General features: G+C 45.0%; 16 protein-coding genes and 1 pseudogene. 7 read left to right on the forward strand and 10 right to left on the reverse strand.

Annotated elements, in window-relative coordinates; translation table 11 throughout:
• Nucleotides 1-104 precede the first annotated feature (104 nt).
• The 9 genes and pseudogenes from sucD to proQ all read right to left on the reverse strand — a co-directional run bounded on the left by sucD (nucleotide 105) and on the right by proQ (nucleotide 12,442).
• The gene (sucD, locus tag LIN98_RS09315; protein ID WP_005567260.1) at nucleotides 105-977 is read right to left on the reverse strand and encodes a succinate--CoA ligase subunit alpha; all 873 of its coding nucleotides are present in this window, start codon (nucleotides 975-977) and stop codon (nucleotides 105-107) included.
• 10 nt (nucleotides 978-987) lie between these two features.
• On the reverse strand, nucleotides 988-2,157 hold the full coding sequence (gene sucC / locus LIN98_RS09320) for an ADP-forming succinate--CoA ligase subunit beta (protein WP_005570587.1): 1,170 nt from the start codon (nucleotides 2,155-2,157) through the stop codon (nucleotides 988-990).
• A gap of 186 nt (nucleotides 2,158-2,343) precedes the next feature.
• Nucleotides 2,344-3,567, reverse strand: coding sequence for a 2-oxoglutarate dehydrogenase complex dihydrolipoyllysine-residue succinyltransferase (gene odhB, locus LIN98_RS09325; protein ID WP_005542495.1), 1,224 nt, complete (start codon nucleotides 3,565-3,567; stop codon nucleotides 2,344-2,346).
• Nucleotides 3,568-3,692: 125 nt separating this feature from the next.
• On the reverse strand, nucleotides 3,693-6,500 hold the full coding sequence (gene sucA / locus LIN98_RS09330; RefSeq protein WP_187372716.1) for a 2-oxoglutarate dehydrogenase E1 component: 2,808 nt from the start codon (nucleotides 6,498-6,500) through the stop codon (nucleotides 3,693-3,695).
• A 275-nt stretch (nucleotides 6,501-6,775) separates the two neighbouring features.
• Nucleotides 6,776-7,414, reverse strand: a pseudogene (locus tag LIN98_RS09335) (MBL fold metallo-hydrolase).
• Nucleotides 7,415-7,491: 77 nt separating this feature from the next.
• A complete protein-coding gene (locus LIN98_RS09340) occupies nucleotides 7,492-8,052 on the reverse strand; it encodes a peptidoglycan L,D-endopeptidase MepK (protein ID WP_005567240.1) in 561 nt (186 codons plus the stop codon).
• 64 nt (nucleotides 8,053-8,116) lie between these two features.
• Nucleotides 8,117-9,625: a L,D-transpeptidase family protein gene (locus tag LIN98_RS09345; RefSeq protein WP_033000485.1), complete on the reverse strand. Its 1,509-nt coding sequence runs from the start codon at nucleotides 9,623-9,625 to the stop codon at nucleotides 8,117-8,119.
• Nucleotides 9,626-9,702: 77 nt separating this feature from the next.
• Entirely contained in the window at nucleotides 9,703-11,760 is a 2,058-nt protein-coding gene (gene prc, locus LIN98_RS09350; RefSeq protein ID WP_005567236.1) for a carboxy terminal-processing peptidase, read from the reverse strand.
• A gap of 73 nt (nucleotides 11,761-11,833) precedes the next feature.
• A complete protein-coding gene (gene proQ, locus LIN98_RS09355) occupies nucleotides 11,834-12,442 on the reverse strand; it encodes an RNA chaperone ProQ (protein ID WP_005547369.1) in 609 nt (202 codons plus the stop codon).
• Nucleotides 12,443-12,659: 217 nt separating this feature from the next.
• Here proQ and LIN98_RS09360 point away from each other — a divergent pair, with 217 nt between their 5' ends.
• Together LIN98_RS09360 and LIN98_RS09365 are read left to right on the forward strand one after the other, a co-directional pair.
• A complete protein-coding gene (locus LIN98_RS09360; RefSeq protein ID WP_014167914.1) occupies nucleotides 12,660-13,943 on the forward strand; it encodes a paraquat-inducible protein A in 1,284 nt (427 codons plus the stop codon).
• Nucleotides 13,906-16,563: a PqiB family protein gene (locus LIN98_RS09365; RefSeq protein WP_014167915.1), complete on the forward strand. Its 2,658-nt coding sequence runs from the start codon at nucleotides 13,906-13,908 to the stop codon at nucleotides 16,561-16,563. Before LIN98_RS09360 ends, LIN98_RS09365 begins: the two co-directional genes overlap by 38 nt.
• Nucleotides 16,564-16,638: 75 nt before the next feature.
• Here the strand turns inward: LIN98_RS09365 and pepT are convergent, their stop codons facing one another.
• Nucleotides 16,639-17,883, reverse strand: a complete 1,245-nt coding sequence (pepT, locus tag LIN98_RS09370) for a peptidase T (protein WP_005547374.1) — start codon at nucleotides 17,881-17,883, stop codon at nucleotides 16,639-16,641.
• A gap of 263 nt (nucleotides 17,884-18,146) precedes the next feature.
• Here pepT and potA point away from each other — a divergent pair, with 263 nt between their 5' ends.
• The 5 genes from potA to cdd all read left to right on the forward strand — a co-directional run bounded on the left by potA (nucleotide 18,147) and on the right by cdd (nucleotide 23,128).
• Nucleotides 18,147-19,265 carry a spermidine/putrescine ABC transporter ATP-binding protein PotA gene (potA, locus tag LIN98_RS09375; RefSeq protein WP_005567231.1) on the forward strand — a complete coding sequence of 373 codons (1,119 nt, stop codon included), beginning with the start codon at nucleotides 18,147-18,149 and terminating at the stop codon, nucleotides 19,263-19,265.
• Nucleotides 19,249-20,109, forward strand: coding sequence for a spermidine/putrescine ABC transporter permease PotB (gene potB / locus LIN98_RS09380; RefSeq protein ID WP_005547379.1), 861 nt, complete (start codon nucleotides 19,249-19,251; stop codon nucleotides 20,107-20,109). The genes potA and potB overlap by 17 nt, the downstream gene beginning before the upstream one ends.
• Nucleotides 20,109-20,882 carry a spermidine/putrescine ABC transporter permease PotC gene (gene potC, locus LIN98_RS09385; RefSeq protein WP_005542482.1) on the forward strand — a complete coding sequence of 258 codons (774 nt, stop codon included), beginning with the start codon at nucleotides 20,109-20,111 and terminating at the stop codon, nucleotides 20,880-20,882. Before potB ends, potC begins: the two co-directional genes overlap by 1 nt.
• A gap of 130 nt (nucleotides 20,883-21,012) precedes the next feature.
• Nucleotides 21,013-22,110, forward strand: a complete 1,098-nt coding sequence (locus LIN98_RS09390) for an extracellular solute-binding protein (RefSeq protein WP_005573972.1) — start codon at nucleotides 21,013-21,015, stop codon at nucleotides 22,108-22,110.
• 121 nt (nucleotides 22,111-22,231) lie between these two features.
• Complete coding sequence (gene cdd / locus LIN98_RS09395; RefSeq protein WP_005547383.1) at nucleotides 22,232-23,128, forward strand: cytidine deaminase; 897 nt, start codon at nucleotides 22,232-22,234, stop codon at nucleotides 23,126-23,128.
• The last annotated feature ends 65 nt before the right edge of the window (nucleotides 23,129-23,193 follow it).

Below are 23,193 nucleotides of genomic sequence, written 5' to 3' on the forward strand. Positions count from 1 at the left end.
TAAACTTAGGTTGATCTGTCCAAGTTTTGGGGAGTAGATTAAAGTGCGGTCGATTTAAAAAACGTTTTTCAAACCGACCGCACTTTTTACCTCACTAACTCCAATTATTTCTTCAGCACGTCCCGCAATACTGCACCGATGCCTACCAGGCTTCTGACGGTTTTCACGCCGGCCGCTTCGAGGGCGACAAACTTTTCATCGGCGGTGCCTTTGCCGCCGCTGATGATGGCGCCGGCGTGCCCCATGCGTTTGTCTTTCGGGGCAGTAACGCCGGCGATGTAGCTGACTACCGGCTTGGTGACGTGTTGTTTAATGAACGCCGCCGCTTCTTCTTCCGCCGAACCGCCGATTTCGCCGATCATGACAATAGCTTCTGTTTGCGGATCTTCTTGGAATAATTTAAGAATATCCACAAAGTTGGAGCCGGGAATCGGATCGCCGCCGATGCCGACACAAGTGGATTGCCCGAAACCTTCGTCGGTGGTTTGTTTGACCGCTTCATAAGTGAGCGTGCCGGAGCGGGAAACGATGCCGATTTTGCCTTTCTTGTGAATATCGCCCGGCATAATGCCGATTTTGCATTCTTCCGGTGTAATCACGCCCGGGCAGTTCGGGCCGATCATACTTACGCCGGTTTGATTTAAACGCTGTTTGACCACTAACATATCTAGCGTTGGGATCCCTTCGGTAATACACACGATTAACTGAATGCCCGCGTCGATAGCTTCTAAAATGGCGTCTTTGCAGCCCGGTGCAGGGACATAAATCACTGTTGCGGTGGCGCCGGTCGCTTCCACGGCATCCCGCACAGTATTGAACACCGGCAGCCCCAGATGGGTTGTGCCGCCCTTGCCGGGGGACACGCCACCGACTAATTTGGTGCCGTAAGCCAATGCTTGTTGGGAGTGGAATGTGCCTTGTCCTCCGGTGAAACCTTGGCAAATTACTTTGGTGTTATTATCGATTAAAATTGACATCATTCGCTCCTTATAAATTACCATTTGCCGCTTTAATGGATTCCACCGCCGCGTCCGTGAGGGTTTTCGCCGCAATAATATTCAAACCGCTGTTGGCTAAAATTTCCCGTCCTAAAGGCGCGTTGTTGCCTTCCAAACGCACCACTACCGGCACATGTACGCCCACTTGGTTCACCGCCGCCACAATGCCTTCGGCGATCAGATTGCAACGCACAATGCCGCCGAAAATATTCACCAATACGGCTTTGACGTTTTTATCGGAAAGAATGATTTTGAAGGCTTCCGCCACCCGTTCTTTGGTTGTGCCACCGCCCACATCAAGGAAATTTGCAGGCTGCCCGCCGTGCAGTTTCACAATATCCATCGTGCCCATGGCAAGCCCGGCGCCATTGACCATACAGCCGATGTTGCCGTCCAGTGCTACGTAATTCAGCTGGTGCAATTCCGCCAAGGCTTCACGCGCATCGCTTTGGGTAATATCGTGCATAGTGGCTAAATCCAGCTGGCGATATAGTGCATTACTGTCCACCACGATCTTGGCATCCAGACAAGACAGCTTGCCTTCTTTGGTTACTACAAGCGGATTAATTTCCAACAGAGATAAATCCCGCTCTACAAACATTTTCGCCAGTTGGGTGAAAATATGGGTAAATTGGTTGATTTGATCGCCCTTCAACCCCAGTTTAAACGCCAATTCGCGCCCTTGATAAGGCATTCCGCCCACCAGCGGATCCAACGCTACTTTATGCAATAATTCCGGGGTTTTCGCCGCCACCTCTTCAATATCCATACCGCCGGCGGCAGATGCCATAAAGACCACTTTTTGTGAAGCGCGATCGATCACCGCGCCCAAATATAACTCTCGGTCGATATTGACCGTTTCTTCCACATAAATAATGTTAATCGGTTGCCCATTGGCATCGGTTTGAAAGGTCACCAAACGCTGCCCCAGCCATTTATCCACAAAGGCACGCACTTCCGCTTCATTACGCACCAATTTCACGCCACCGGCTTTTCCGCGCCCACCCGCATGCACTTGGCACTTGGTAACCCAAACATCGCCCTTCAGCTGTTTGATCGCCTCTGCCGCTTCGTCTGCGGTTTTACAAGCGATGCCTCGGCATATCGGTAAATCATATTCGGCAAAAACCTGCTTACTTTGGTATTCGTGTAGATTCATACAAAATCCTCTGTTGCGTATAAATATTCTGATAAAAAGTGCGGTTGTAAAAAATATTATTTTTTGACTGTTGGCGTGAGCAAGTAAGCAAACTTACCTGCGAAGAATAAACAACGTTTTTTTCTTAAGGCGTTTTTATAAACCGAAACCGCTTGTCTTGCAAGCAAGAAACAAGCGGTTTTCTTATTAAATTTCAAGTAATAATCTTGTCGGGTCTTCCAGCAGCTCTTTTATCGTCACTAAGAAACCGACGGATTCCCGCCCGTCAATTAAGCGGTGGTCGTAACTCAATGCCAAATACATCATCGGGCGAATCACCACTTGACCGTTTAGCGCCACCGGGCGTTCTTTAATGGCGTGCATACCTAAAATGGCACTTTGCGGCGGGTTGATAATCGGAGTGGACATTAGCGAACCGAACACGCCGCCGTTGGTAATGGTGAAGTTACCGCCGGTTAAATCTTCTACTGTCAATTTGCCGTCACGCCCTTTTTCCGCCAGGGCTTTGATAGATTTTTCAATGTCCGCCATGGAAAGATTATCACAATCGCGCAATACCGGCGTCACTAAACCGCGTGGAGTCGAAACCGCAATGCTCACGTCAAAATAGTTGTGATAAATCACATCGTCGCCGTCAATGGAGGCATTCACTTCCGGATAACGTTTTAAGGCTTCCACCACGGCTTTGATATAAAAAGACATGAAGCCTAAACGCACGCCGTGTTGTTTTTCAAATTTTTCACCGTATTGTTTACGCAGGTTCATGATCGGCTGCATATCCACTTCATTGAACGTAGTCAACATCGCGGTGGTGTTTTTGGCTTCCAACAGACGTTCCGCAATACGTTTGCGTAAACGGGTCATCGGCACGCGTTTTTCACTACGTGCGGCATATGCCACGGTGCTGAGGGTATCTTCCGCCACTTGCGGTTGTGCCGCTGCAGCCGTGCGTTGGGCAAGGATCGCTTCCACATCTTCACGGGTAATTCTGCCGCCCACGCCGGTGCCTTTTACATCGGCAACATCGGAAGGCTGTAAACCGTGCTCGGCTAATAAACGGCGTACCGCAGGTCCTTGCGCATCGGTGACATGCGGTTCATCAGGCACTTCCGTGCGACGATCTTTCGGTGTCGGCTCCGCCGTTTTTTCCGTTGCAATGGCTGCCGCCGTCACCGAATCTTCCAGAGTGCCAAGCAACTGTTTGCTGACTACTGTTGCCCCTTCTTCCTGCAAAATCTGGGCAAGCACGCCGTCCGCCTGTGCCGGCACTTCAAGCACCACTTTGTCGGTCTCGATTTCCACAATCACTTCATCACGTTTCACTGCGTCGCCCGCTTTTTTGTGCCAAGTTGCCACGGTGGCATCGGCTACGGATTCGGGTAAATCGGGGACAAGAATTTCAATCGTCATAATGTTTATTCCTTTTTATGTTCGTTTAGCTAAGTCTTATATTTTGATGAAAAGTGCGGTCGGTTTTCGCCGCGTTTTTTTCGCACAAAAAACGCTGTGAAAAATCACCGCACTTTATCGCCTCATTAACGTGTTAACGCGTCTTCCACCAATTGTTTTTGTTGTTTGGTGTGCAATGATATATAGCCCACCGCTGGAGAGGCAGAGGCCGGGCGACCGGCATAGGTTAATTTCGCCCCTTCCGGAATAACCGCTTCAAAATTGTGTTTGCTGGAATACCACGCGCCTTGGTTCAGCGGTTCTTCCTGACACCACACAAAATCCGTCACATGAGCATAAGGCGCAAGCACCGCTTTCACATCATCGTGCGGGAACGGATAAAGTTGTTCGATACGGATAATCGCGACGTCTGTTTGCTCGTTTTTACGGCGTTGTTCCAACAAATCGTAATACACTTTGCCCGAACACATCACCACGCGCTTGACCTGTTTCGGATCGAGTTCATCAATTTCGCCGATGACGGTTTGGAAAGTACCGTTCACCAGTTCGTACATCGTGGACACCGCAAGCGGGTGACGCAATAGGGATTTAGGCGAAATACCGATGAGCGGACGACGCATTTTGCGGATCGCTTGACGGCGCAACATGTGATAAACCTGCGCTGGCGTTGACGGGATACACACCTGCATATTTTGTTCCGCGCAGAGTTGCAAATAGCGTTCCAGGCGGGCGGAAGAGTGTTCCGGGCCTTGCCCTTCATAACCGTGCGGCAGCAACATCACCAAGCCGCACATTCTGCCCCATTTTTGTTCACCGGAGCTAATGAATTGGTCAATCACGATTTGCGCACCGTTGGCGAAATCACCGAACTGTGCTTCCCAGATGGTCAACGTTTTCGGATCCGTTGTGGCATAGCCGTATTCAAAGGCAAGCACACCTTCCTCGGTCAGCACGGAATCCCACACTTCAAAGCGCCCTTGGTTGGCGTGTAATTGGGTCAACGGCACATAACCGGTGCCGTCTTTTTGGTTGTGCACGACCGCATGACGATGGAAGAACGTACTGCGTCCCGCATCCTCACCGGACAAACGTACATTAGTGCCTTCATCCAACAAGGTGGCGTACGCCATGGTTTCCGCCATGCCCCAATCCAATAATTTATCGCCTTGTGCCATTTCTTTCCGATCTGCATAGATTTTTTCCACACGCGGATGCGGCTGCACGTAATCAGGATAATGGGAAACCCGTTTCGCCAAGGTTTGGAAACGATCCAACGGGAAATGGCTTTCGTATGGCGCCGTCCAGTCATAATTGAGGTATTGCAACCAATCCACTTTCGCCATATCCATAGCCCGCCATTCCGGCACGACGCATTCGCCGTTATCCAGCGCATCGCGATATAAATTGGTAATTTCGGTGGCATCTTCTTCGCTGATGGTGCCTTCCTGAATTAAACGGGCAGCATAGACTTTCGGCGGTGTCGGGTGTTTTTTGATGATACCGTACATCATCGGCTGGGTGGCCAAAGGTTCGTCCGCCTCATTGTGTCCGTGACGACGATAGGAAATTAAATCAATGAAAATATCCCGTTTGAAGGCGTTGCGATATTCCACCGCCATACGCGCGGCGAAAACCACCGCTTCCGGATCGTCACCGTTCACATGAATAATCGGCGCCTGGATCATTTTCGCAATGTCGGTACAAAATTCGGTGGAACGGGTGTCGTTTGGGTTGGAGGTGGTGAAACCGATTTGGTTATTAATGACGATACGAATTGTGCCGCCCACTTTGTAACCGCGCGCATTGGACATATTCAAAGTTTCCTGCACGATGCCCTGCCCTGCCACGGCGGAATCCCCATGCACGGTAACGGCAAGCACTTGGTTATGTTCCAAATCCTGTTTGCGAGTTTGTCTGGCGCGCACGGAACCGATAACCACCGGGCTGACGATTTCCAAATGGGACGGGTTAAACGCTAGGGTTAAATGCACCCGTTTGTCATCCACCGCAAAATCGGAAGAAAACCCTTGGTGATACTTCACATCACCGGTGCGATTGGTTTCCGCGTGTTTACCGGCAAATTCATCGAATAACTCCGCCGGTTTTTTACCCAGCACGTTCACCAACATATTTAAACGCCCACGGTGCGCCATACCAATAACAATGTCATCGATGTCGTTACGTCCGGCATGACGAATGATCTCTTTCATCATCGGAATAAAGGCATCGCTACCCTCTAACGAAAAACGTTTTGCTCCCGGGAATTTTGCCCCTAAATAACGTTCTAAGCCGTCCGCCGCCGTCAATTCTTTAAGCAAATTCACTTTTTCGTCTTTCGTAAAAAGCGGCTGTTGAATCCATTTTTCCTGTTTATTTTGTAACCAGTTACGCTGTTCCATATCGTGAATATGCATAAACTCCAAGCCGATATTGCCGCAATAAGTGGCTTTCAAATCACGGGCTAAGTCGCTGAGTTTAATGGTTTCTTTGCCGTAAACGGCATAGTCAATATTGAAACTTTCGTCCAAATCGGCATCGGTTAAGCCATGTTGATGATAATCTAGCTCTGGAACGGAGGAGGTTTTCCAACGGTAGTAATTGAGGGGGTCAAGGGTGGCTTCAATATAACCACGGGAGCGATAAGCATTGATAAACTGGAGTACTTTGACTAATTTCGCACTCGCTTCGGGGTCGATAACGGCAGTACTCTGCGAATGATTCTCTCGGGCTAAACGGCGGAAATAATCACGCACGATCGAATGGGGTTGCTCAAGTGCGGTGGATTTTGGCAGCGTTTTAAAAATCGCCTGCCAGCTGCTATCCACACTGCCCGGATCCTCAAGATAACTTTCATAAAGCTCTTCGATATACGCTTGATTCGCGCCACCCAACGCACTGGAGGCAAGCCATTCCTGTAAAGAATTATGCTGCATAAATACCACCTTAAAAATGAACACACTAACAAACAACGTCATGGCAACGACATAAAAAATACCGTTACATTTGAAAGGCATATTATGCCCGAGAAATTCAATTTATATTGTGATCCAAGTCAGAATTTTTACAAAAATTTAACGTATTCACGCCATAAAGTGCGGTCAAAAAAATCAGCGATTTTCAATTTCAATTTTACTAACTGATACCACAAGGCGCAGGCAATTCACGCAATGAGGTTTGAATAAAATGCCCAACATTTTTGCTAGTGATTTTATTCCTGCTTCACATAAGGATTGATTTGTTTTTCTATACCGATGGTTGTGTAAGGTCCGTGTCCCGGAACAATAATCATATCATCACCCAACCGATATAATTTTTCCCGAATAGAAGCAATAATCTCGTCATAACTGCCGCCCGGAAAATCCGTGCGCCCGATGCCACTTTTAAATAACACATCACCGGTAAACGCCACACGTTTTTGATGTTCGATAAAACCGATATGCCCCGGCGTGTGTCCCGGTAAATGCAGAACTTCAAAGGTAAAATCGCCGATAGTTAAAATTTCGCCTTCTTTATCCAACCAACGATCCGGTTCAAAGGCGGCGACTTCAAACAACATCCCGAATTTTTCCGATTGTTGCGGCAAGCCCTTAAACCAATAATCATCTTTGGAATTTTAACCGAGGATGGGCACATTAAACTGTTGTTTGACTTTTTCCGCCGCGCCCACATGATCCAAATGCCCATGAGTGAGTAAAATCGCCTGTAAATTCAAGCCTAATTCTTCAATTCGTTTGATTAATTTATCCGCTTCGCCGCCGGGATCAATAATTGCCGCATTTTTCTTATCATCCCAAATTAACGAACAATTTTGTTGAAATGCGGTGACGGGAATAATTTCAATATTCATAATGACCAGCCTTATTTACTCAGTAAAAAAACCGCACCAAAGTGCGGTTAAAAATAACAACGTTTTTAAGCAACGGACTAACTTCCTCTCCAGGTACGGACAGGGCCGGTATCCATGTGAATGAAGTTACTGCGCGGATAGAAACCGACGCCACCGTCATTTAACGCTTCCACCGCGTTGCGTAACTTCGCTAACGGAACGCCGTCAATGCGGAAGTCAATGGCTTGACCACGGATATGATAACTATTGCTGGCGACACCACGGCTGCGACGGTGCATTGCCGCATTGCTGGCAGCGGAACGATAACCGCAGATAATTTGGATTTCGGTGTTGCGTAAACCGAGATTTTGCTGAACCCGATAAAACTTAGTAAAAAGCTGCGGGTCCATTTTATGTACTTGATTATTGCGCTTATCACGCAGTAAATGATCTAACAGTCGTAATGTCGTATTGGAAAACCCGCGACCAAGCACGAATTCCGCGCTTAATTTCTCTTGGGTATTAATATTGCGAAAGCTCAACATACGGGGCCTTGGCGTTGAAACCACAGCTAAAACCGTATCAGGCAACAAAGTTGCACCCAATACAATTCCCCCTAAAGATAACCATTTGCGACGACTATGGTTAATATTGCTCATTATATTTTCCTGAATATGTTTAAAATCTGTTGTTTTGACTTACCTTGTGAATGTTAGTTCGAGACTAAGGCTGAATATATTTTTTCAAAATGTCCCAGTCAATATAGCTCAGATTGGGTGCTTTGTCATAGCCATAAACATCCGGCAAGGTGTGTACTTGCTCTTTATCAACCCATGCAGTGACGTAATATAAGAAAACCGGGTTATTGGATTTAACAGTTACAGACGTCGTTTTTCTGCTTTTCAGTACACTTTGTTTTCTTTCCGCCGTCCAACCCGCTTCTTTTAACAAAACTGTTGCCAATTCTTCGGATTTTTCAACACGCACACAACCGGAGCTTAAATCACGTCTTTTATTACCGAATAAGCTACGTTTTGGTGTATCGTGCAAATAAATAGCGTCGGAACTCGGCATATTAAATTTATAGTTGCCCAATGCGCTATTGTCGCTTGGTACCTGACGCAAACGATATGGGAACTTCTTCGCCGTCATGTTTTCCCAGTCAATGGTATAAGGGTCAATGGTATTGCCTTTGCCGTCGATGATCGTATAACCATTACGATAAATGTAACTTGGATCCCGGCGCACTTTCGGAATGATGTCCTCGTTAATTAAACGGGTTGGCGCATTCCAAGGCGGATTAACCACCACATTGCTCAGACGGCTGAACATAACCGGCGTTTTGCGTTTATCGGTACCCACAATCACGCGGGAATTCAAAACCAGTTTGCCGTCACGGTAGTAATTCAATTGATAACTCGGAATATTCACGAAAATCCCGTTATCGAGTTCAGGCAAAATACGCAAACGCTGTGCGTTGATCGCTAAACGATACAATTCATTAATACCGTTTTTATCTAATTTGCCGTTTAGGATTAAATTTTCTACCTTGGCTAACGTCTGCTTAAATAATGGATTTTCACCGGATAAGTTATTCACGAAAGCAAAAACATCATTATTTTTGACCGCACTTAGCCAGGAATCGACCTGGTTTTCGTCCGGTTTACCTGCTTTGTAGCTATTTTCCGAATATAACCATTTTTGCGCAAATTTCTTCACATTATTGGCATAAAACAGATAATCTAAAAACGCATCGGTCAAGATAACATCTTGCACAAATGCTTCTTTATCGGCAGACTGGCTTACTGCATTTAAGACGTTGGCAGAACGCTTGGAAATGCCGCTTGCCACCATTAACGCATAATCACGCAAGAACTGTTGTTTGGCTTCTTCATCCTGCCACAGCGGCATAAAATTATTTTCCGCATAAATTTTTGCGATTAACGGTTTAAATTGCAGTTCCGTTTCACCGATGCGTTCAGCTAAACCTTGCTCCGCCAGTACTTGTTTCTCTGCTGCCAAACGTACCTCTTCGTTTTTTTTCTCGACGGCAAGACGCTCTTCTTCCGCTTTATTTTCTAAAGCCAGTTGCTGCACCAAACCTAAATCAGTTTGTGCCTGAGTTTGCTCCGTGGCAGCCTCCGAAGGCTTCGTTTCTTCCGCAACCGCATTCCCCACATAGAACGCCATAGCTAACGTCCATGCGGTCAACTTAAAAGATTTCGTATTCATTAATCGCTGTGCCTTAATCTCTAAACTTAGCTAAAAACGACCACACTTTTAGAAAGTGCGGTCAGAAAATGAAACGTTTACGGCTTTGCAGAGGTATCCGCGTCTTTCAGTCCGGTTTTTTCCGCATCAAATTTTACGACATCTGCAGCAATGAATTCTGCTTCTTTCAGAAAGAAATCCGGGGCTTCGTAATCTTTCGGTAAGTCATTAATGTCTTTTAACGGTTTCTTACCTTCACGTTTAAAGCGCTCATTAATATCTTTCAAACGTTTTTCGTCGTCCTTATCGTTTTCCGCTTTGCGTTTTTGATAATTCAAAGATAAGAACTTACGATCACGACGCTCGTCACGAATCTTTAAATCCTCGTTTAAAGCAATAAATTCCGGATTTTTCGCGATTCTTTCTTTGTGTTTTTTAGTCAACTCGGAAACAAAATCACGCGCCGTCATCACTTCGGAATAATTGACCGACGGAATTTTATCCCAAGGCAAGGCGTTATCCTCTTTTTCTTCACCATATTCTTGCGCATCGATCACATCCGGGAATTTAATATCCGGTGCAACGCCTTTTAATTGGGTGCTTCCGCCATTAATACGATAGAATTTTTGAATGGTATATTGAATTAAGCCGAGCGGAGTTTGATCCAAGTCATACACAAAATTGAGTGAACGACTTTGTTGGACCGTGCCTTTTCCATAGGTATTTTGTCCGATAATAATGCCGCGGTTGTAATCCTGAATCGCGGCGGCAAAAATTTCCGACGCGGAAGCACTGAAACGGTTAATCATCACCAATAACGGACCGGTATATTGTTGCATATTGTCCGGATCTTCGTGTACACGAATACGTTGATAGGCGTCTCGCACTTGCACTACAGACCCATCGCTAATGAATAAGCCGCTTAAACCGACCGCTTCGGTCAACGCACCGCCACCGTTTTCCCGTAAATCCACGATTAACGCAGCGGTTTTTTTGTTCTTCATTTCTACCAATAATTTTTTCACGTCTTCCGTTAAACCGAGGTAGAAGCTTGGAATTTTAATCACGGCAACATTGATGCCGTCAACTTTTTCAACGGTTAATTTCGCCGCTTGATCTTCAATACGAATTTTATCGCGAACCAATGTCACAATACGGGATTTTCCGCCTTTTGCCGGTTCCACTTCCAAACGGACTTTAGAGCCTTTTTTCCCTTTGATTTTGTCAACGATGTCTTCCAGACGCCAACCGACAACATCCTCGATTTCGCCTTTCTCCTGACCAACACCGATAATTTTATCACCTGCTTTTAATTTTTTACTGCGTTCGGCAGGCGCTCCCGGAACTAAAGATTTAATACTGGTTTCACCATCCTCGGTTTGCAATGTGGCACCGACCCCTTCTAAAGATAAATTCATGCTTTCATTGAAACTTTTTGCCGTACGTGGGGCTAAATAACTGGTATGTGGATCAATTTCACGGGCAAAAGCGTTTAAATAGGTTTGTACCACATCATCCGCTTTAGTTTGGGTTAAGCGACGAATCGCCAAATTATAACGCTTAACTAATTTATCTTTAATTTCCGACCATTTTTTATCTTTTAATTTCAAGCTGATGATGTCGTTTTTAACGCGCGCTTCCCATAACTTATTCGCTTCTTTTTCGGTTTTCGGCCAGGCTGCTTTTTCACGATCAATTTCAATTTGATCATCATCGTTCAAATGCGGTTCTTTATCCAGCAAAGACAAGGCATAACGATAACGTTCATAACGGCGTTTCATCATTAACTCATACATATTAAAAGCAATATCTAAATTACCTGCATTCAACTCGTCATCAATTTTATTGCCATATTTAGTGAACATTTCATCAATATCGGATTGCAAAAACGTCGTACGGTTAAAATCCAACGCTTTAAGGTAACGATCAAAAATCTTTTTCGAAAATTCATCATCCAGCTGAAATCTACGGTAATGAGACTGAGTTAGGCGGGTTGTCGCACGTTTCGTGGCAAACATGTTGGATTCCGACGGCTGTAAAGAGACCAGATCACTTTGTTTTAATTTCGGTTGTACCGCGTCCGCAATATTGACATTAAGCAAAAAGGAAGTTAATACAAGTGCGGTCAGATAGCTTTTTGTTTTCATAAATTTCATTCAAACTTTCCTAATTAAAATACGGCAATAAACAAAGCTATCTGTGAAAGATAGCTTTGTTAATTAAAAGAATTTAGGCAAATAAACGATCTGCCGTGACAGTAATCACCAAACCGTTTTCCAATTCCACCCTGGCGGCATCGCCGGAAATTTCCAAAATGGTGGCGTTTTTCGCATGGTCAGCTGCTTTGACTTTTACCTGCTGACCGACCTGCAACATCGCCATATCCACGTTATTGAAATTAAAATTAGGTTTACGGGCATGCTTTTCACCTTGCTTCTGATTGCGACGGACAGAGCGTTTTTTCTCATTTTCGCCTTTTGCCGCTTTTTCCGCCGCACGTTTTTGGGCAATTAAGGCTTTAGCTTCCGCTAATTGTTGCGCGGCATGATCAGCATGTTCTTGCTCCAGTTCCCCCACCGGATTACCCTGTAAATCCACGCGCATTGCACCGGCTTTGCAGCCGTGTAGGTAACGCCAGTTTGAAGTATATTGACGCAAGGCGTGACGGAGTTGGGTTTTGCTTACGCGCTCGTCATCTTTCAGCGCTTCGCTTAAATCCTGAAACAAACCGATTTTTAACGGTTTGGCTTCCCCCTCAATAGAAAAACATAGCGGAAATTTTTCCGCTAAATAAGCAATAATCTCTTTATTATTTGTTAACTTTTGTATTTCTGTCATTGCGAAATCCTGCATAGATTTTAATAAGTAGAAAAACTTACCATAGTTTAGCTTACTTTCAGAAAAAATGACAATTAATAATCTATCTACTGAAAAGAAATAATAAATTCCGCGAAAAATGACCGCACTTTTTCTGTCTAAGCAAGATAAATTCGTACTAAAAACGAAAAATACAGTATAAAATACGCGCTTCTTTAATATTTAGGTAACTTGATTCATGACAGCACATTCCAAGTTAAATTTGGCCGACGCTACTTTTCATCGCCTCGTTCGTTGCGGTGAATGCAATGCCGTGGTTAAAATTTCTGCATTACAACGAGGGCAACGTGCCCTTTGTCCGCGCTGCCAGAATGTGTTATATGCCACCAGCCGCTGGAGTTTAAAACGCTGTTCGATTATCGCCATCTCTATTTTAATCCTGATGCCTTTCGCTTTAACTTACCCGCTTTTAAGCATAGATTTATTAGGCGAAAAAATTGACGCCTCGGTCTGGCTGGGCGTGTGGAAAATGGCGACACAAGGTTTTTCTTACACTGCATTTTTAGTGTTTCTTTGCGCCGTGTTTATGCCCATTGCCTTTGCGCTGCTGGTTATTCTGCTGCGGCTGTCACGGATCATGCACATAAAACCACGCAATTTGTTGATTTCCCTCAGTTATATTAAACCCTGGGTGATGTTTGACGTGTATTTGGTGGCATTGGGCGTGAGCATTTTCAAAGTGCAGGAGTACGCCACATTAGAACTGAATATTTACTTAATCGCTTTTATTTTTACCGCACTTTTAACCACGCTCTTGTTTATTAAAATTAACCCCGACGAAGTGTGGAACGATTTTTACCCGCAAAGCAAAGCGGTCAATAATCTCACGCATACGGAAGATTTACGTTATTGTCATTCCTGCCAATATAGCTTTATTAATCCGCTCACCGATCGCAAAGGGCGCGAAATCTGTCCGCGTTGCTATTCGCAAATTGATTTGCCAAACGCCATTAAATTACAACGCACCTGGGCGCTATTAATTGCGGGTATTATCATGCTGTTTCCGGCAAATTTATTGCCGATGTCGGTGATTTATTTAAACGGTGCGCCAAGTACGGACACCTTAATGTCGGGCGTGATCAGTTTTATTGATATGGGCAGTTACTTCATTGCTTTTGTGGTATTTACCGCCAGTATTTTCGTGCCCATTAGCAAAGTGTTGATTATGTTGTACCTGCTCACCTGCATACACTTTAAACTGAAACATTCTATTCGCTGGCAAATGCGTTTGTTGCATATCGTGCATTTCGTCGGACGCTGGTCAATGCTTGATTTATTCGTATTGGCACTGATGATGTCTTTGGTTACCCGAGGGCAGATTATCGACTTTTCTGTAGGTACAGCGGCGCTCTATTTCGGCGCGGCGGTATTTTTGACAATGATTGCAGCGGAGCAATTTGACAGCCGCTTAATTTGGGAAATCTATGACAGACAACAAGCAAAACACGCAACATCAAAATAATGAAACGGAAGTCAACGCGCAGGTGCGTCAAAACCGGCGTATTTCGCCATTTTGGTTGTTACCTTTCATCGCCCTGTGTATCAGTGCCATTTTGTTCTTCCAAATTGTGCAGGAACAGGGTATCAGCGTAAAAATCACTTTTACCAACGGTGACGGTATCGTTGCCGGCAAAACACAAATTCGCTACCAAGGTTTGCAAATCGGGGTAGTAAAGAAGGTGAATTTCACCGATGATCTGCAAAAAGTGGAAGTGGTAGCCAATATTTACCCTGAGGCCAAAACCGTCTTACGGGAAAACACCAAATTCTGGCTGGTGAAACCAAGTGCATCCCTTGCCGGGATTTCAGGCTTAGATGCATTGGTTTCAGGTAATTACATCACCTTACAACCGGGCGGGGGGGACACCGAACATGAATTCATGGCAGAAACGAAAGGCCCTATAGCACAGCTTACTCCGGGTGATTTACTGATTCATTTAATTGCCGATGATTTGGGCTCTATTTCAATCGGTGCATCTATCTATTACAAAAAGATACCCGTGGGTCGAATCTATGATTTCCATTTCACCGAAGACGGCAAAAAAGTGGAAATTGATGTGGTCATCAATAAGCCTTACGCCAAATTTGTCAAAAAAGACAGCCATTTCTGGAATATCAGCGGCATCAGCGCCAGCATTGACGTTTCCGGTTTAAACGTTAACGTAGACAGCCTTAATTCTGTGGTGCAAGGTGCTGCTGCTTTTGATTCGCCAAACAACAGCCCGGCAGCGGAAATGAACGAAAGCTACACACTTTATTCCAACCTGCAAGCGGCAAAACGCGGTATCAACATTAATGTCAACCTTCCGAACACTGTCGGTTTGGTAGCAGGGAAAACCCACGTTTATTACCAAAATACCGAAATCGGCGTGTTATCCGAATTAAGTGCGGTAGAAAATAACGATGAAATGTTAAGTGGTACGTTATTAATTGATCCGAATCTTGCCAATTTGTTCAAAGCCAACAGCAACATTGTATTGCGCGTGAAAAAACCGGGTCTGGCAGATTTAACCGATGTACAAAAACTGCTACGCGGCAAATATTTTGAGGTGTTGCCGGGCGACGGTGAAAACCGAACGGATTTCGATGTGATTAAAGAAAGCGAGTTATTACTGAAACAGCCGAACACCTTAGTGCTGAATTTAACCGCACCGGAAACTTACGGTATCAACGAAGGACAACCGTTGATTTATAACAACATTCAAATCGGCGAAATTGTGTCTCAGCAAATTGATACCGACGGCGTCAAATTCAAAGTCGCAATCGCCGGCGAGTATCGCCATTTAATTCACGGCGATACCCTATTTATCGCCGCCTCCAATTTTGAAGTGAGTTTGGGTGTTGACGGCTTACGTTTTGAAGCCGCCACACCGGAAAAATGGCTGCAAGGCGGCATTCGCGTGGTGGCGGGTAAAAATCAGGGCAAAGCAAAAGAAAGCTATACCCTTTACAGCGATTTAACCAACGCGGAAGCCGGCATTACCGACAACCGACCGCAACCTACCATCACGCTGACCACGTCCAATTTACCAAGTATTAACAAAGGCTCATTGGTGCTTTACCGCCAATATGAAGTGGGTAAAATTTTGGATATCCGTCCGCAAACCCAACATTTTGCCGTGGATGTGTTTATTTATCCGAAATACCGCTATTTATTGACGGACAAAAGCGTCTTCTGGGTGGAAAGTGCGGCGCAAATTGACATTACCCCGAAAGGCATCAGCATTCAGGCAACGCCCGCAGCACGTTCGTTAAAAGGCGCTATCAGCTTTGATAATAGCGGCGGTAAAGGCAACCATACCCTTTATCCGAACGAACTGCGCGCCAAGTCTGCAGAGCAACAAATCACCCTGACTGCCGAGGACGCCACTAACCTCAGCAAAGGCATGGCGTTACGTTATTTAGGCTTAACCATTGGTGAAATCGACAGCATTCAGCTTAATCAAAAGAGCAATAAAATCATCGCTAAAGCATTAATTAACCCGAATTACATGGCGCTAATCGCCAAAGAAGGCTCGCGCTTCAAAGTGATTTCACCGCAAATTTCCGCCGGCGGTATTGAAAATATCGACAGCTTATTGCAACCGTACATTGATGTGGAAGTGGGTTCCGGCAAAAGCAAAACACAATTTGCCTTAAGCCAATCCGTCAACAATAACATTAAATATACCAATGGGTTACCGCTTGTGCTGGAAACCAACGACGCGCTAAATATTACCGCGGGATCGCCGATTATGTATCGTGGCGTGGAAGTGGGAACCATTAAAAACTTAGAGCTGAATTCGTTGGGCGATCGGGTATTTATCAACATTCTTATCGCCCCGAAATATCAGCACCTCGTGCGCCAAAATTCCGAATTCTGGATCGCCTCCGGTTACGATTTCAACCTCGGCTGGTCCGGCGCCCAATTCAACACCGGCAGCGTACAACAGCTGTTAAAAGGCGGCATTTCCTTCTCTACGCCGTCAGGCACGGTGGTGCAAGGGCAGGTAAAAGCAAATCAGCATTTCTTATTGCAAGCCAAACGCCCGGAAAATGCACAGAAATGGAATCAAGGCGCGTTACCGGCAGCCAAAAATTAATGGAAAAAATGACCGCACTTTAAACATAACCTCTTGTGGCTACATAAAGTGCGGTCGTTTTTACAAGCGTTTTTATCATGACGCCTTAGCCGCCAGCTCGACCAGTTTGACAATCACGTTCACCGCGTTTTTCATGCCCTCCAGGGTAATCAATTCGTGTTTGCTGTGAAAATTATAGCCGCCGGTGAAAATGTTCGGGCAAGCCAATCCTTTTTCCGCCAACCAAGCGCCGTCGGTGCCGCCACGAATCAATTTATGGTTGGGGGTAACGCCGCATTGTTGCATCGCCAAATCCGCCAATTCAATGGATTGAGGGACTTTCTTCACCGTTTCGTTCATATTTTTGTAGCTGTCGGAAATCATTAACTCAATGGGTTTCGGTAAACGTTTTTCGCGATTGAATTTTTCCACCAATGCCGTGATGAATTGTTTACGCTGTTCAAAGGTATTCCATTCAAAATCACGAATCAGGTAATGCAATTCCACTTTTTCAATGTCGCCGGCAAAATGATTTAAATGGAAAAAACCTTCGCGCTGTTCGGTATTTTCCGGTGTTTCCGCCGATGAAAACGCATTTTGAAACTCACACGCCAAGGTCAGCGCATTCACCATTTTTTTCTTAGCGGCGCCGGGGTGAATATTGCGCCCGTGAAATGTGATTTTGGCGGAAGCGGCATTAAAGTTTTCGTATTCCAGCTCGCCCACCGCGCCGCCATCAATAGTGTAGGCCCAATCGCAAGGGAAATCTTCAAAAGGGAAAAACTGCATCCCTAAGCCGATTTCTTCATCGGGCGTGAAAGCGACACGGATATTACAATGGGGCAGATTTTCCGTTTTTAGGCGATAAAGTGCGGTCATAATTTCCGCTATTCCTGCTTTGTTATCCGCGCCTAATAAGGTGTTGCCGTCGGTCACAATCAGGGTTTTACCCGTTAATTGGTGCAGAAAGGAATAATACACGGGGCTGATAAACTCTTCGCCGATGCCAAGGGCGATGTCACCGCCGCGATAATTTTCAATCAATTCCGGCTGAACGTTCTTGCCGCTACATTCGGGCGAGGTGTCTAAATGAGAAATCAAACCGATGGTCGGCGAATCAGGATCCACATTGGAGGGCAAAAATGCGGTAAGCACGGCGTGCTTGCTTAATTCAATATTTTGCAAACCCAATGCGATAAGCTCCTGCTGCAAATGTTTGGCTAATGCCAGCTGCCCTGCCGTACTGGGCGAAACTTTGGCGCCGGGCTTGGATTGCGTGTCGTAACTCACATAGTTGAAAAAACGCTCCAATACGGGTTCTTGAGATAATAAATCCTGCATTATTCTTCTCCTGTTTTAAGTATTTTGCTTTCCGAAAAAATTCATTGAAAAATTGCTGTTAGTCTAGCCGTAAAATAATGACAGTTCCTTGATATATAACAAATATCCGACTTTTTATGAAAAATCACTATTAATTGCTTTTCATTATGCCCTGATCGCTATATCATTAGCGTTCATTTTTACAGTCGCCGCCTGCATTTTGTAGGCATTCGTTTCTAATTTATATCGAAAAATTCGGTACATTAGGGAGAAAACCAAAGCTAGTGGAAAATACAGTTCAAAACAAGCCAATTATCGAGCTTCGTTCCATTACTAAATCCTACGGTTCCAACACCATTATTAAAGACTTCAATTTAACCATTAATAACGGTGAATTTTTGACAATTCTCGGCCCCTCCGGCTGCGGCAAAACAACGGTATTGCGTTTGCTTGCAGGCTTGGAAGAATTAGATTCGGGCAACATCATTTTAGACGGTGAAGACATCACCAACGTGCCGGCAGAGAAACGCCACGTTAACACCGTATTCCAAAGCTACGCACTTTTTCCGCACATGACCATCTTTGAAAACGTCGCTTTCGGTTTGCGTATGCAAAAAGTGCCGGAGGCGGAAATTAAACCGCGCGTGTTAGAAGCCCTACGCATGGTGCAATTAGAAGAAATGGCGGATCGTAAGCCGACCCAGCTTTCCGGTGGCCAGCAACAACGTATTGCCATTGCCCGGGCGGTTGTAAATAAACCTAAAGTGTTATTACTCGACGAATCCCTCTCCGCGTTGGACTACAAATTGCGTAAACAAATGCAATACGAACTGAAAGTGTTGCAGCGCCAGTTAGGTATCACATTTATTTTTGTAACCCACGATCAGGAAGAAGCGATTACCATGTCCGACCGTATTGTGTTGTTACGTAAAGGTAAAATCGCACAAGACGGTTCGCCGCGTGAAATTTACGAAGAACCTGCAAACCTGTTCGTCGCACGTTTTATCGGCGAAATTAATGTGTTTGATGCCACTGTGATTGAACGTAAATCGGAAAATGTGGTGTTGGCGAACGTGGAAGGTCGCGTTTGTGATATTTATACGGACATTCCGGTGAAAAAAGATCAGCAGCTTCAAGTGTTGCTTCGTCCCGAAGATATTGTAATTAAAGAACTTGACGAGCATGAACATTCCAAAGCCATTATCGGTCATATTATCGACCGCACTTATAAAGGCATGACCTTAGAATCCACCGTGGAATTTGAACAAAACGGCAAACGCGTGCTGGTCAGCGAATTCTTTAACGAAGATGATCCTCACATGGATCACAGTATTGGTCAACGTGTAGGCATTACATGGCATGAAGGTTGGGAGGTTGTACTCAACGATGAAGATAATCAATAATAAATTCCAGAAAATTACTGTTGCGATTATCTTCAGCTGGCTAATCTTCTTCGTGCTGATCCCAAACTTATTGGTATTAGTCGTAAGTTTTTTAACCCGAGATGGTAGCAACTTTTATACCTTGCCATTTAACTTTGAAAACTACATCAACCTGTTTAATCCGCTTTATGCGCAGGTGGTGTGGAACTCATTGTATATGTCAATCATTGCCACCATTATTTGTTTACTAATCGGTTATCCGTTTGCCTTTATGGTCAGTAAAATTCACCCGAAATATCGACCGCTCTTATTGTTCCTTGTGGTGTTGCCGTTCTGGACAAACTCGCTTATTCGTATTTACGGCATGAAAGTGTTCCTCGGCGTGAAAGGCGTATTGAACACCATGTTATTGGAAATGGGTATTTTGAGTGAACCGATTCGGATTCTGAACACCGAAGTGGCGGTGATTATCGGTTTGGTGTATTTGCTTCTGCCGTTCATGATTCTGCCGCTCTACTCCGCCATTGAAAAGTTAGACGGACGCTTATTGGAAGCGGCAAAAGACTTGGGGGCAAACGCGTTCCAACGATTCTTCCGCGTGATTCTGCCGTTGACCATGCCGGGCATCGTTGCAGGCTGCTTGTTGGTATTATTGCCGGCAATGGGAATGTTTTATGTAGCGGACTTACTCGGCGGCGCGAAAGTGTTGCTTGTGGGTAACGTGATTAAGAGCGAATTCTTAATTTCCCGCAACTGGCCGTTCGGTTCCGCAATCAGTATCGGATTGACCATTTTGATGGCATTACTCATCTTCGTGTATTACCGCGCGAATAAATTATTGAACAAAAAAGTGGAGTTGGAATAATGAGCCGTTTACTACGCAATATTTTTATGTTTGTGGTATACGCTTATTTGTATATCCCGATTGTTATTTTAGTGACGAACTCTTTCAATTCAGACCGCTACGGTTTAAGTTGGAAAGGCTTCAGTTGGAACTGGTACGAGCGTTTATTTAACAACGACACCTTAATTCAGGCGGCGATTCACTCCGTTACCATAGCTTTTTTTGCAGCAACACTTGCGACCATCGTTGGCGGCTTAACGGCTATCGCGCTTTATCGTTATCGTTTCCGTGGCAAACAGGCGGTAAGCGGTATGTTGTTTATCGTGATGATGTCGCCGGATATCGTAATGGCGGTATCCTTACTCGCCTTATTTATGGTGGTGGGGATTTCCTTAGGTTTCTGGTCATTGCTTTTGGCACACGTAACTTTTTGTCTGCCTTACGTTACCGTCACCATTTTCTCCCGCTTAAACGGTTTTGACGCCAGAATGCTGGAAGCGGCGAAAGATTTGGGTGCAAGCGAAATCACCATTTTACGTAAAATCATCCTGCCGCTTGCCTTACCGGCGGTGGTGTCCGGTTGGTTGTTAAGTTTCACCATTTCACTGGATGACGTTGTGGTGTCCTCCTTTGTGAGCGGTGTCAGCTACGAAATCCTGCCGTTGCGTATCTTCTCCTTGGTGAAAACCGGAGTGACGCCGGAAGTGAATGCCCTTGCAACCATCATGATTGTGTTGTCATTATTACTAGTCATTGCCAGTCAATTTATTGGCAAGAAACACAAAGACATCTAGATATAATAATGCTTCACAAATAATTTAATAGCACATACAATACGCCTTGACGCAAAATCAAGGCGTTTTTTTATACCTGCATTTCATGCAGGTGGTTTTTTACCCCCTCTTTTACGGAGAACAAACAAAAATGAAAAAATTTGCCGGTTTATTCACCGCAAGTATGATCGCTGTTGCACTTACCGGTTGTAACGATAAAGACAACAAGCAAGCGCAAGCAACGCCGGAAGCCCCTAAAGCTGAAGCACCCGCAAATGATACCGTGTATCTTTACACTTGGACTGAATATGTACCGGATGGTCTTCTCGATGAATTCACCAAAGAAACCGGTATTAAAGTGATTGTTTCCAGTCTCGAATCCAACGAAACCATGTATGCAAAAATCAAAACCCAAGGTGCTGCCGGCGGTTATGATGTTATTGCGCCTTCCAACTACTTCGTGTCCAAAATGGCGCGCGAAGGCATGTTAAAAGAACTTGATCACAGCAAATTACCCGTCATTAAAGAATTAGACCCTGATTGGCTCGACAAACCTTACGACAAAGGCAACAAATATTCCCTTCCGCAATTATTAGGCGCTCCGGGCATTGCCTTTAACACTAACACTTACAAAGGCAGCGATTTCACCTCCTGGGGCGATTTATGGAAACCTGAATTTGCCAATAAAGTACAATTATTAGACGATGCCCGCGAAGTATTCAATATCGCGTTATTGAAAATCGGCCAGGATCCGAACACACAAGATCCGGCGATTATCAAACAGGCTTATGAAGAATTACTGAAATTACGTCCAAACGTGCTTTCTTTCAATTCCGACAACCCGGCAAACTCTTTCATTTCCGGTGAAGTGGAAGTCGGTCAATTATGGAATGGTTCCGTACGTATTGCGAAAAAAGAACAGGCACCTTTAGACATGGTGTTCCCGAAAGAAGGTCCGGTCCTTTGGGTAGATACCCTCGCGATTCCGGTTACTTCTAAAAACCCGGACGGCGCACACAAATTAATTAACTATATGTTGGGCGCAAAAGCGGCGGAAAAATTAACCTTAGCTATCGGCTATCCAACCGCTAACCTTGAAGCGAAAAAAGCCTTACCGAAAGAAATCACTGAAGATTCGGCGATTTACCCATCTGCCGACGTGCTACAAAAAAGCTACTGGCAAGATGATGTGGGCGACGCGATTCAATACTACGAGCAATATTATCAAGAGCTGAAAGCAGCGAAATAATTAGTTCCAACACAAAAAAGAGAAGCTAAAGTGCGGTTGAAAATTCATGTAAAATTTCGACCGCACTTTTTTATTGTGAAAGTGCTAAGATAAGAAAAATAATACGCAAAAAGGAGATTTTATGTCATCCCACATTTCAGACAAAATTCAAGATGCTTTAGGCAAGATAGAACATTCCGTCTTGGCACAAGATATTTGGCATATTTTGCAAGAACAAAAATACCTCGGATTTCTACCGCACTTTGCCGTGCAACACCTGTGCAACAAACATCAACTCACGCCTAAACAGCTCGCGCTGAAACTCCTGCCTATCGCTGCCTGTTATGCCACCACGCCGATTTCACATTTTAATGTGGGTGCGGTTGTACATGGGATCGGTGGCGATTTTTATTTCGGTGCCAATCAGGAATTTTGCCAAACGGACATTCAACAAACTATTCATGCGGAACAAAGTGCCATTAGCCACGCTTGGATGCGCGGTGAAAAACAACTGACCGATGTCACGGTAAACTACACTCCGTGCGGGCATTGTCGCCAGTTTATGAATGAATTGAACAGTGCGGAAACGCTGCAAATTCACTTGCCGCATAGCCAAAATAATTTGTTGCACCAGTATTTGCCCGATGCGTTCGGTCCGAAAGATTTAAATATTCAGCTGAGTTTGCTGGATCAACACGATAACCAATTATCCCTAAATAACGACAATCCGTTGGTATTGCAAGCGCTCGCCATGGCAAATCAAGCCCATGCGCCCTATTCCAATTCTTTCCACGGCATTGCCATTCAAACCCGAAATCAGCAAATTTATCACGGCAGTTATGCAGAAAATGCCGCCTTCAATCCAAGCCTGCCGGCAATGCAGGTGGCATTAAATCATCTGATTTTAAGCGGTGAGGAGGTTGAGAATATCGTTCGCGTTGTGATGGTGGAAAAATCCAATACGCTCCATTACAAAGCCATGGCGGAAGAATTGCTCGGCACATTGAGCGACGTGAAATTAGACTATTTTGCCGTATAAAGTGCGGTGGATTTTGACGACATTTTTTTAAGGGTGGATAGAAAATGTGGGTGCCAACGCACCCA

This window comes from Aggregatibacter actinomycetemcomitans, assembly GCF_023518055.1.
Taxonomy (GTDB): Bacteria; Pseudomonadota; Gammaproteobacteria; order Enterobacterales; family Pasteurellaceae; genus Aggregatibacter; species Aggregatibacter actinomycetemcomitans.

Bases quoted from the DNA above. Each gene is read 5' to 3' on its own strand.
- sucD (WP_005567260.1), bottom strand. From the start codon at position 977: ATGTCAATTTTAATCGATAATAACACCAAAGTAATTTGCCAAGGTTTC.
- sucC (WP_005570587.1), bottom strand. From the start codon at position 2,157: ATGAATCTACACGAATACCAAAGTAAGCAGGTTTTTGCCGAATATGAT.
- odhB (WP_005542495.1), bottom strand. From the start codon at position 3,567: ATGACGATTGAAATTCTTGTCCCCGATTTACCCGAATCCGTAGCCGAT.
- sucA (WP_187372716.1), bottom strand. From the start codon at position 6,500: ATGCAGCATAATTCTTTACAGGAATGGCTTGCCTCCAGTGCGTTGGGT.
- LIN98_RS09340 (WP_005567240.1), bottom strand. From the start codon at position 8,052: ATGAGCAATATTAACCATAGTCGTCGCAAATGGTTATCTTTAGGGGGA.
- LIN98_RS09345 (WP_033000485.1), bottom strand. From the start codon at position 9,625: ATGAATACGAAATCTTTTAAGTTGACCGCATGGACGTTAGCTATGGCG.
- prc (WP_005567236.1), bottom strand. From the start codon at position 11,760: ATGAAATTTATGAAAACAAAAAGCTATCTGACCGCACTTGTATTAACT.
- proQ (WP_005547369.1), bottom strand. From the start codon at position 12,442: ATGACAGAAATACAAAAGTTAACAAATAATAAAGAGATTATTGCTTAT.
- LIN98_RS09360 (WP_014167914.1), top strand. From the start codon at position 12,660: ATGACAGCACATTCCAAGTTAAATTTGGCCGACGCTACTTTTCATCGC.
- LIN98_RS09365 (WP_014167915.1), top strand. From the start codon at position 13,906: ATGACAGACAACAAGCAAAACACGCAACATCAAAATAATGAAACGGAA.
- pepT (WP_005547374.1), bottom strand. From the start codon at position 17,883: ATGCAGGATTTATTATCTCAAGAACCCGTATTGGAGCGTTTTTTCAAC.
- potB (WP_005547379.1), top strand. From the start codon at position 19,249: ATGAAGATAATCAATAATAAATTCCAGAAAATTACTGTTGCGATTATC.
- potC (WP_005542482.1), top strand. From the start codon at position 20,109: ATGAGCCGTTTACTACGCAATATTTTTATGTTTGTGGTATACGCTTAT.
- LIN98_RS09390 (WP_005573972.1), top strand. From the start codon at position 21,013: ATGAAAAAATTTGCCGGTTTATTCACCGCAAGTATGATCGCTGTTGCA.
- cdd (WP_005547383.1), top strand. From the start codon at position 22,232: ATGTCATCCCACATTTCAGACAAAATTCAAGATGCTTTAGGCAAGATA.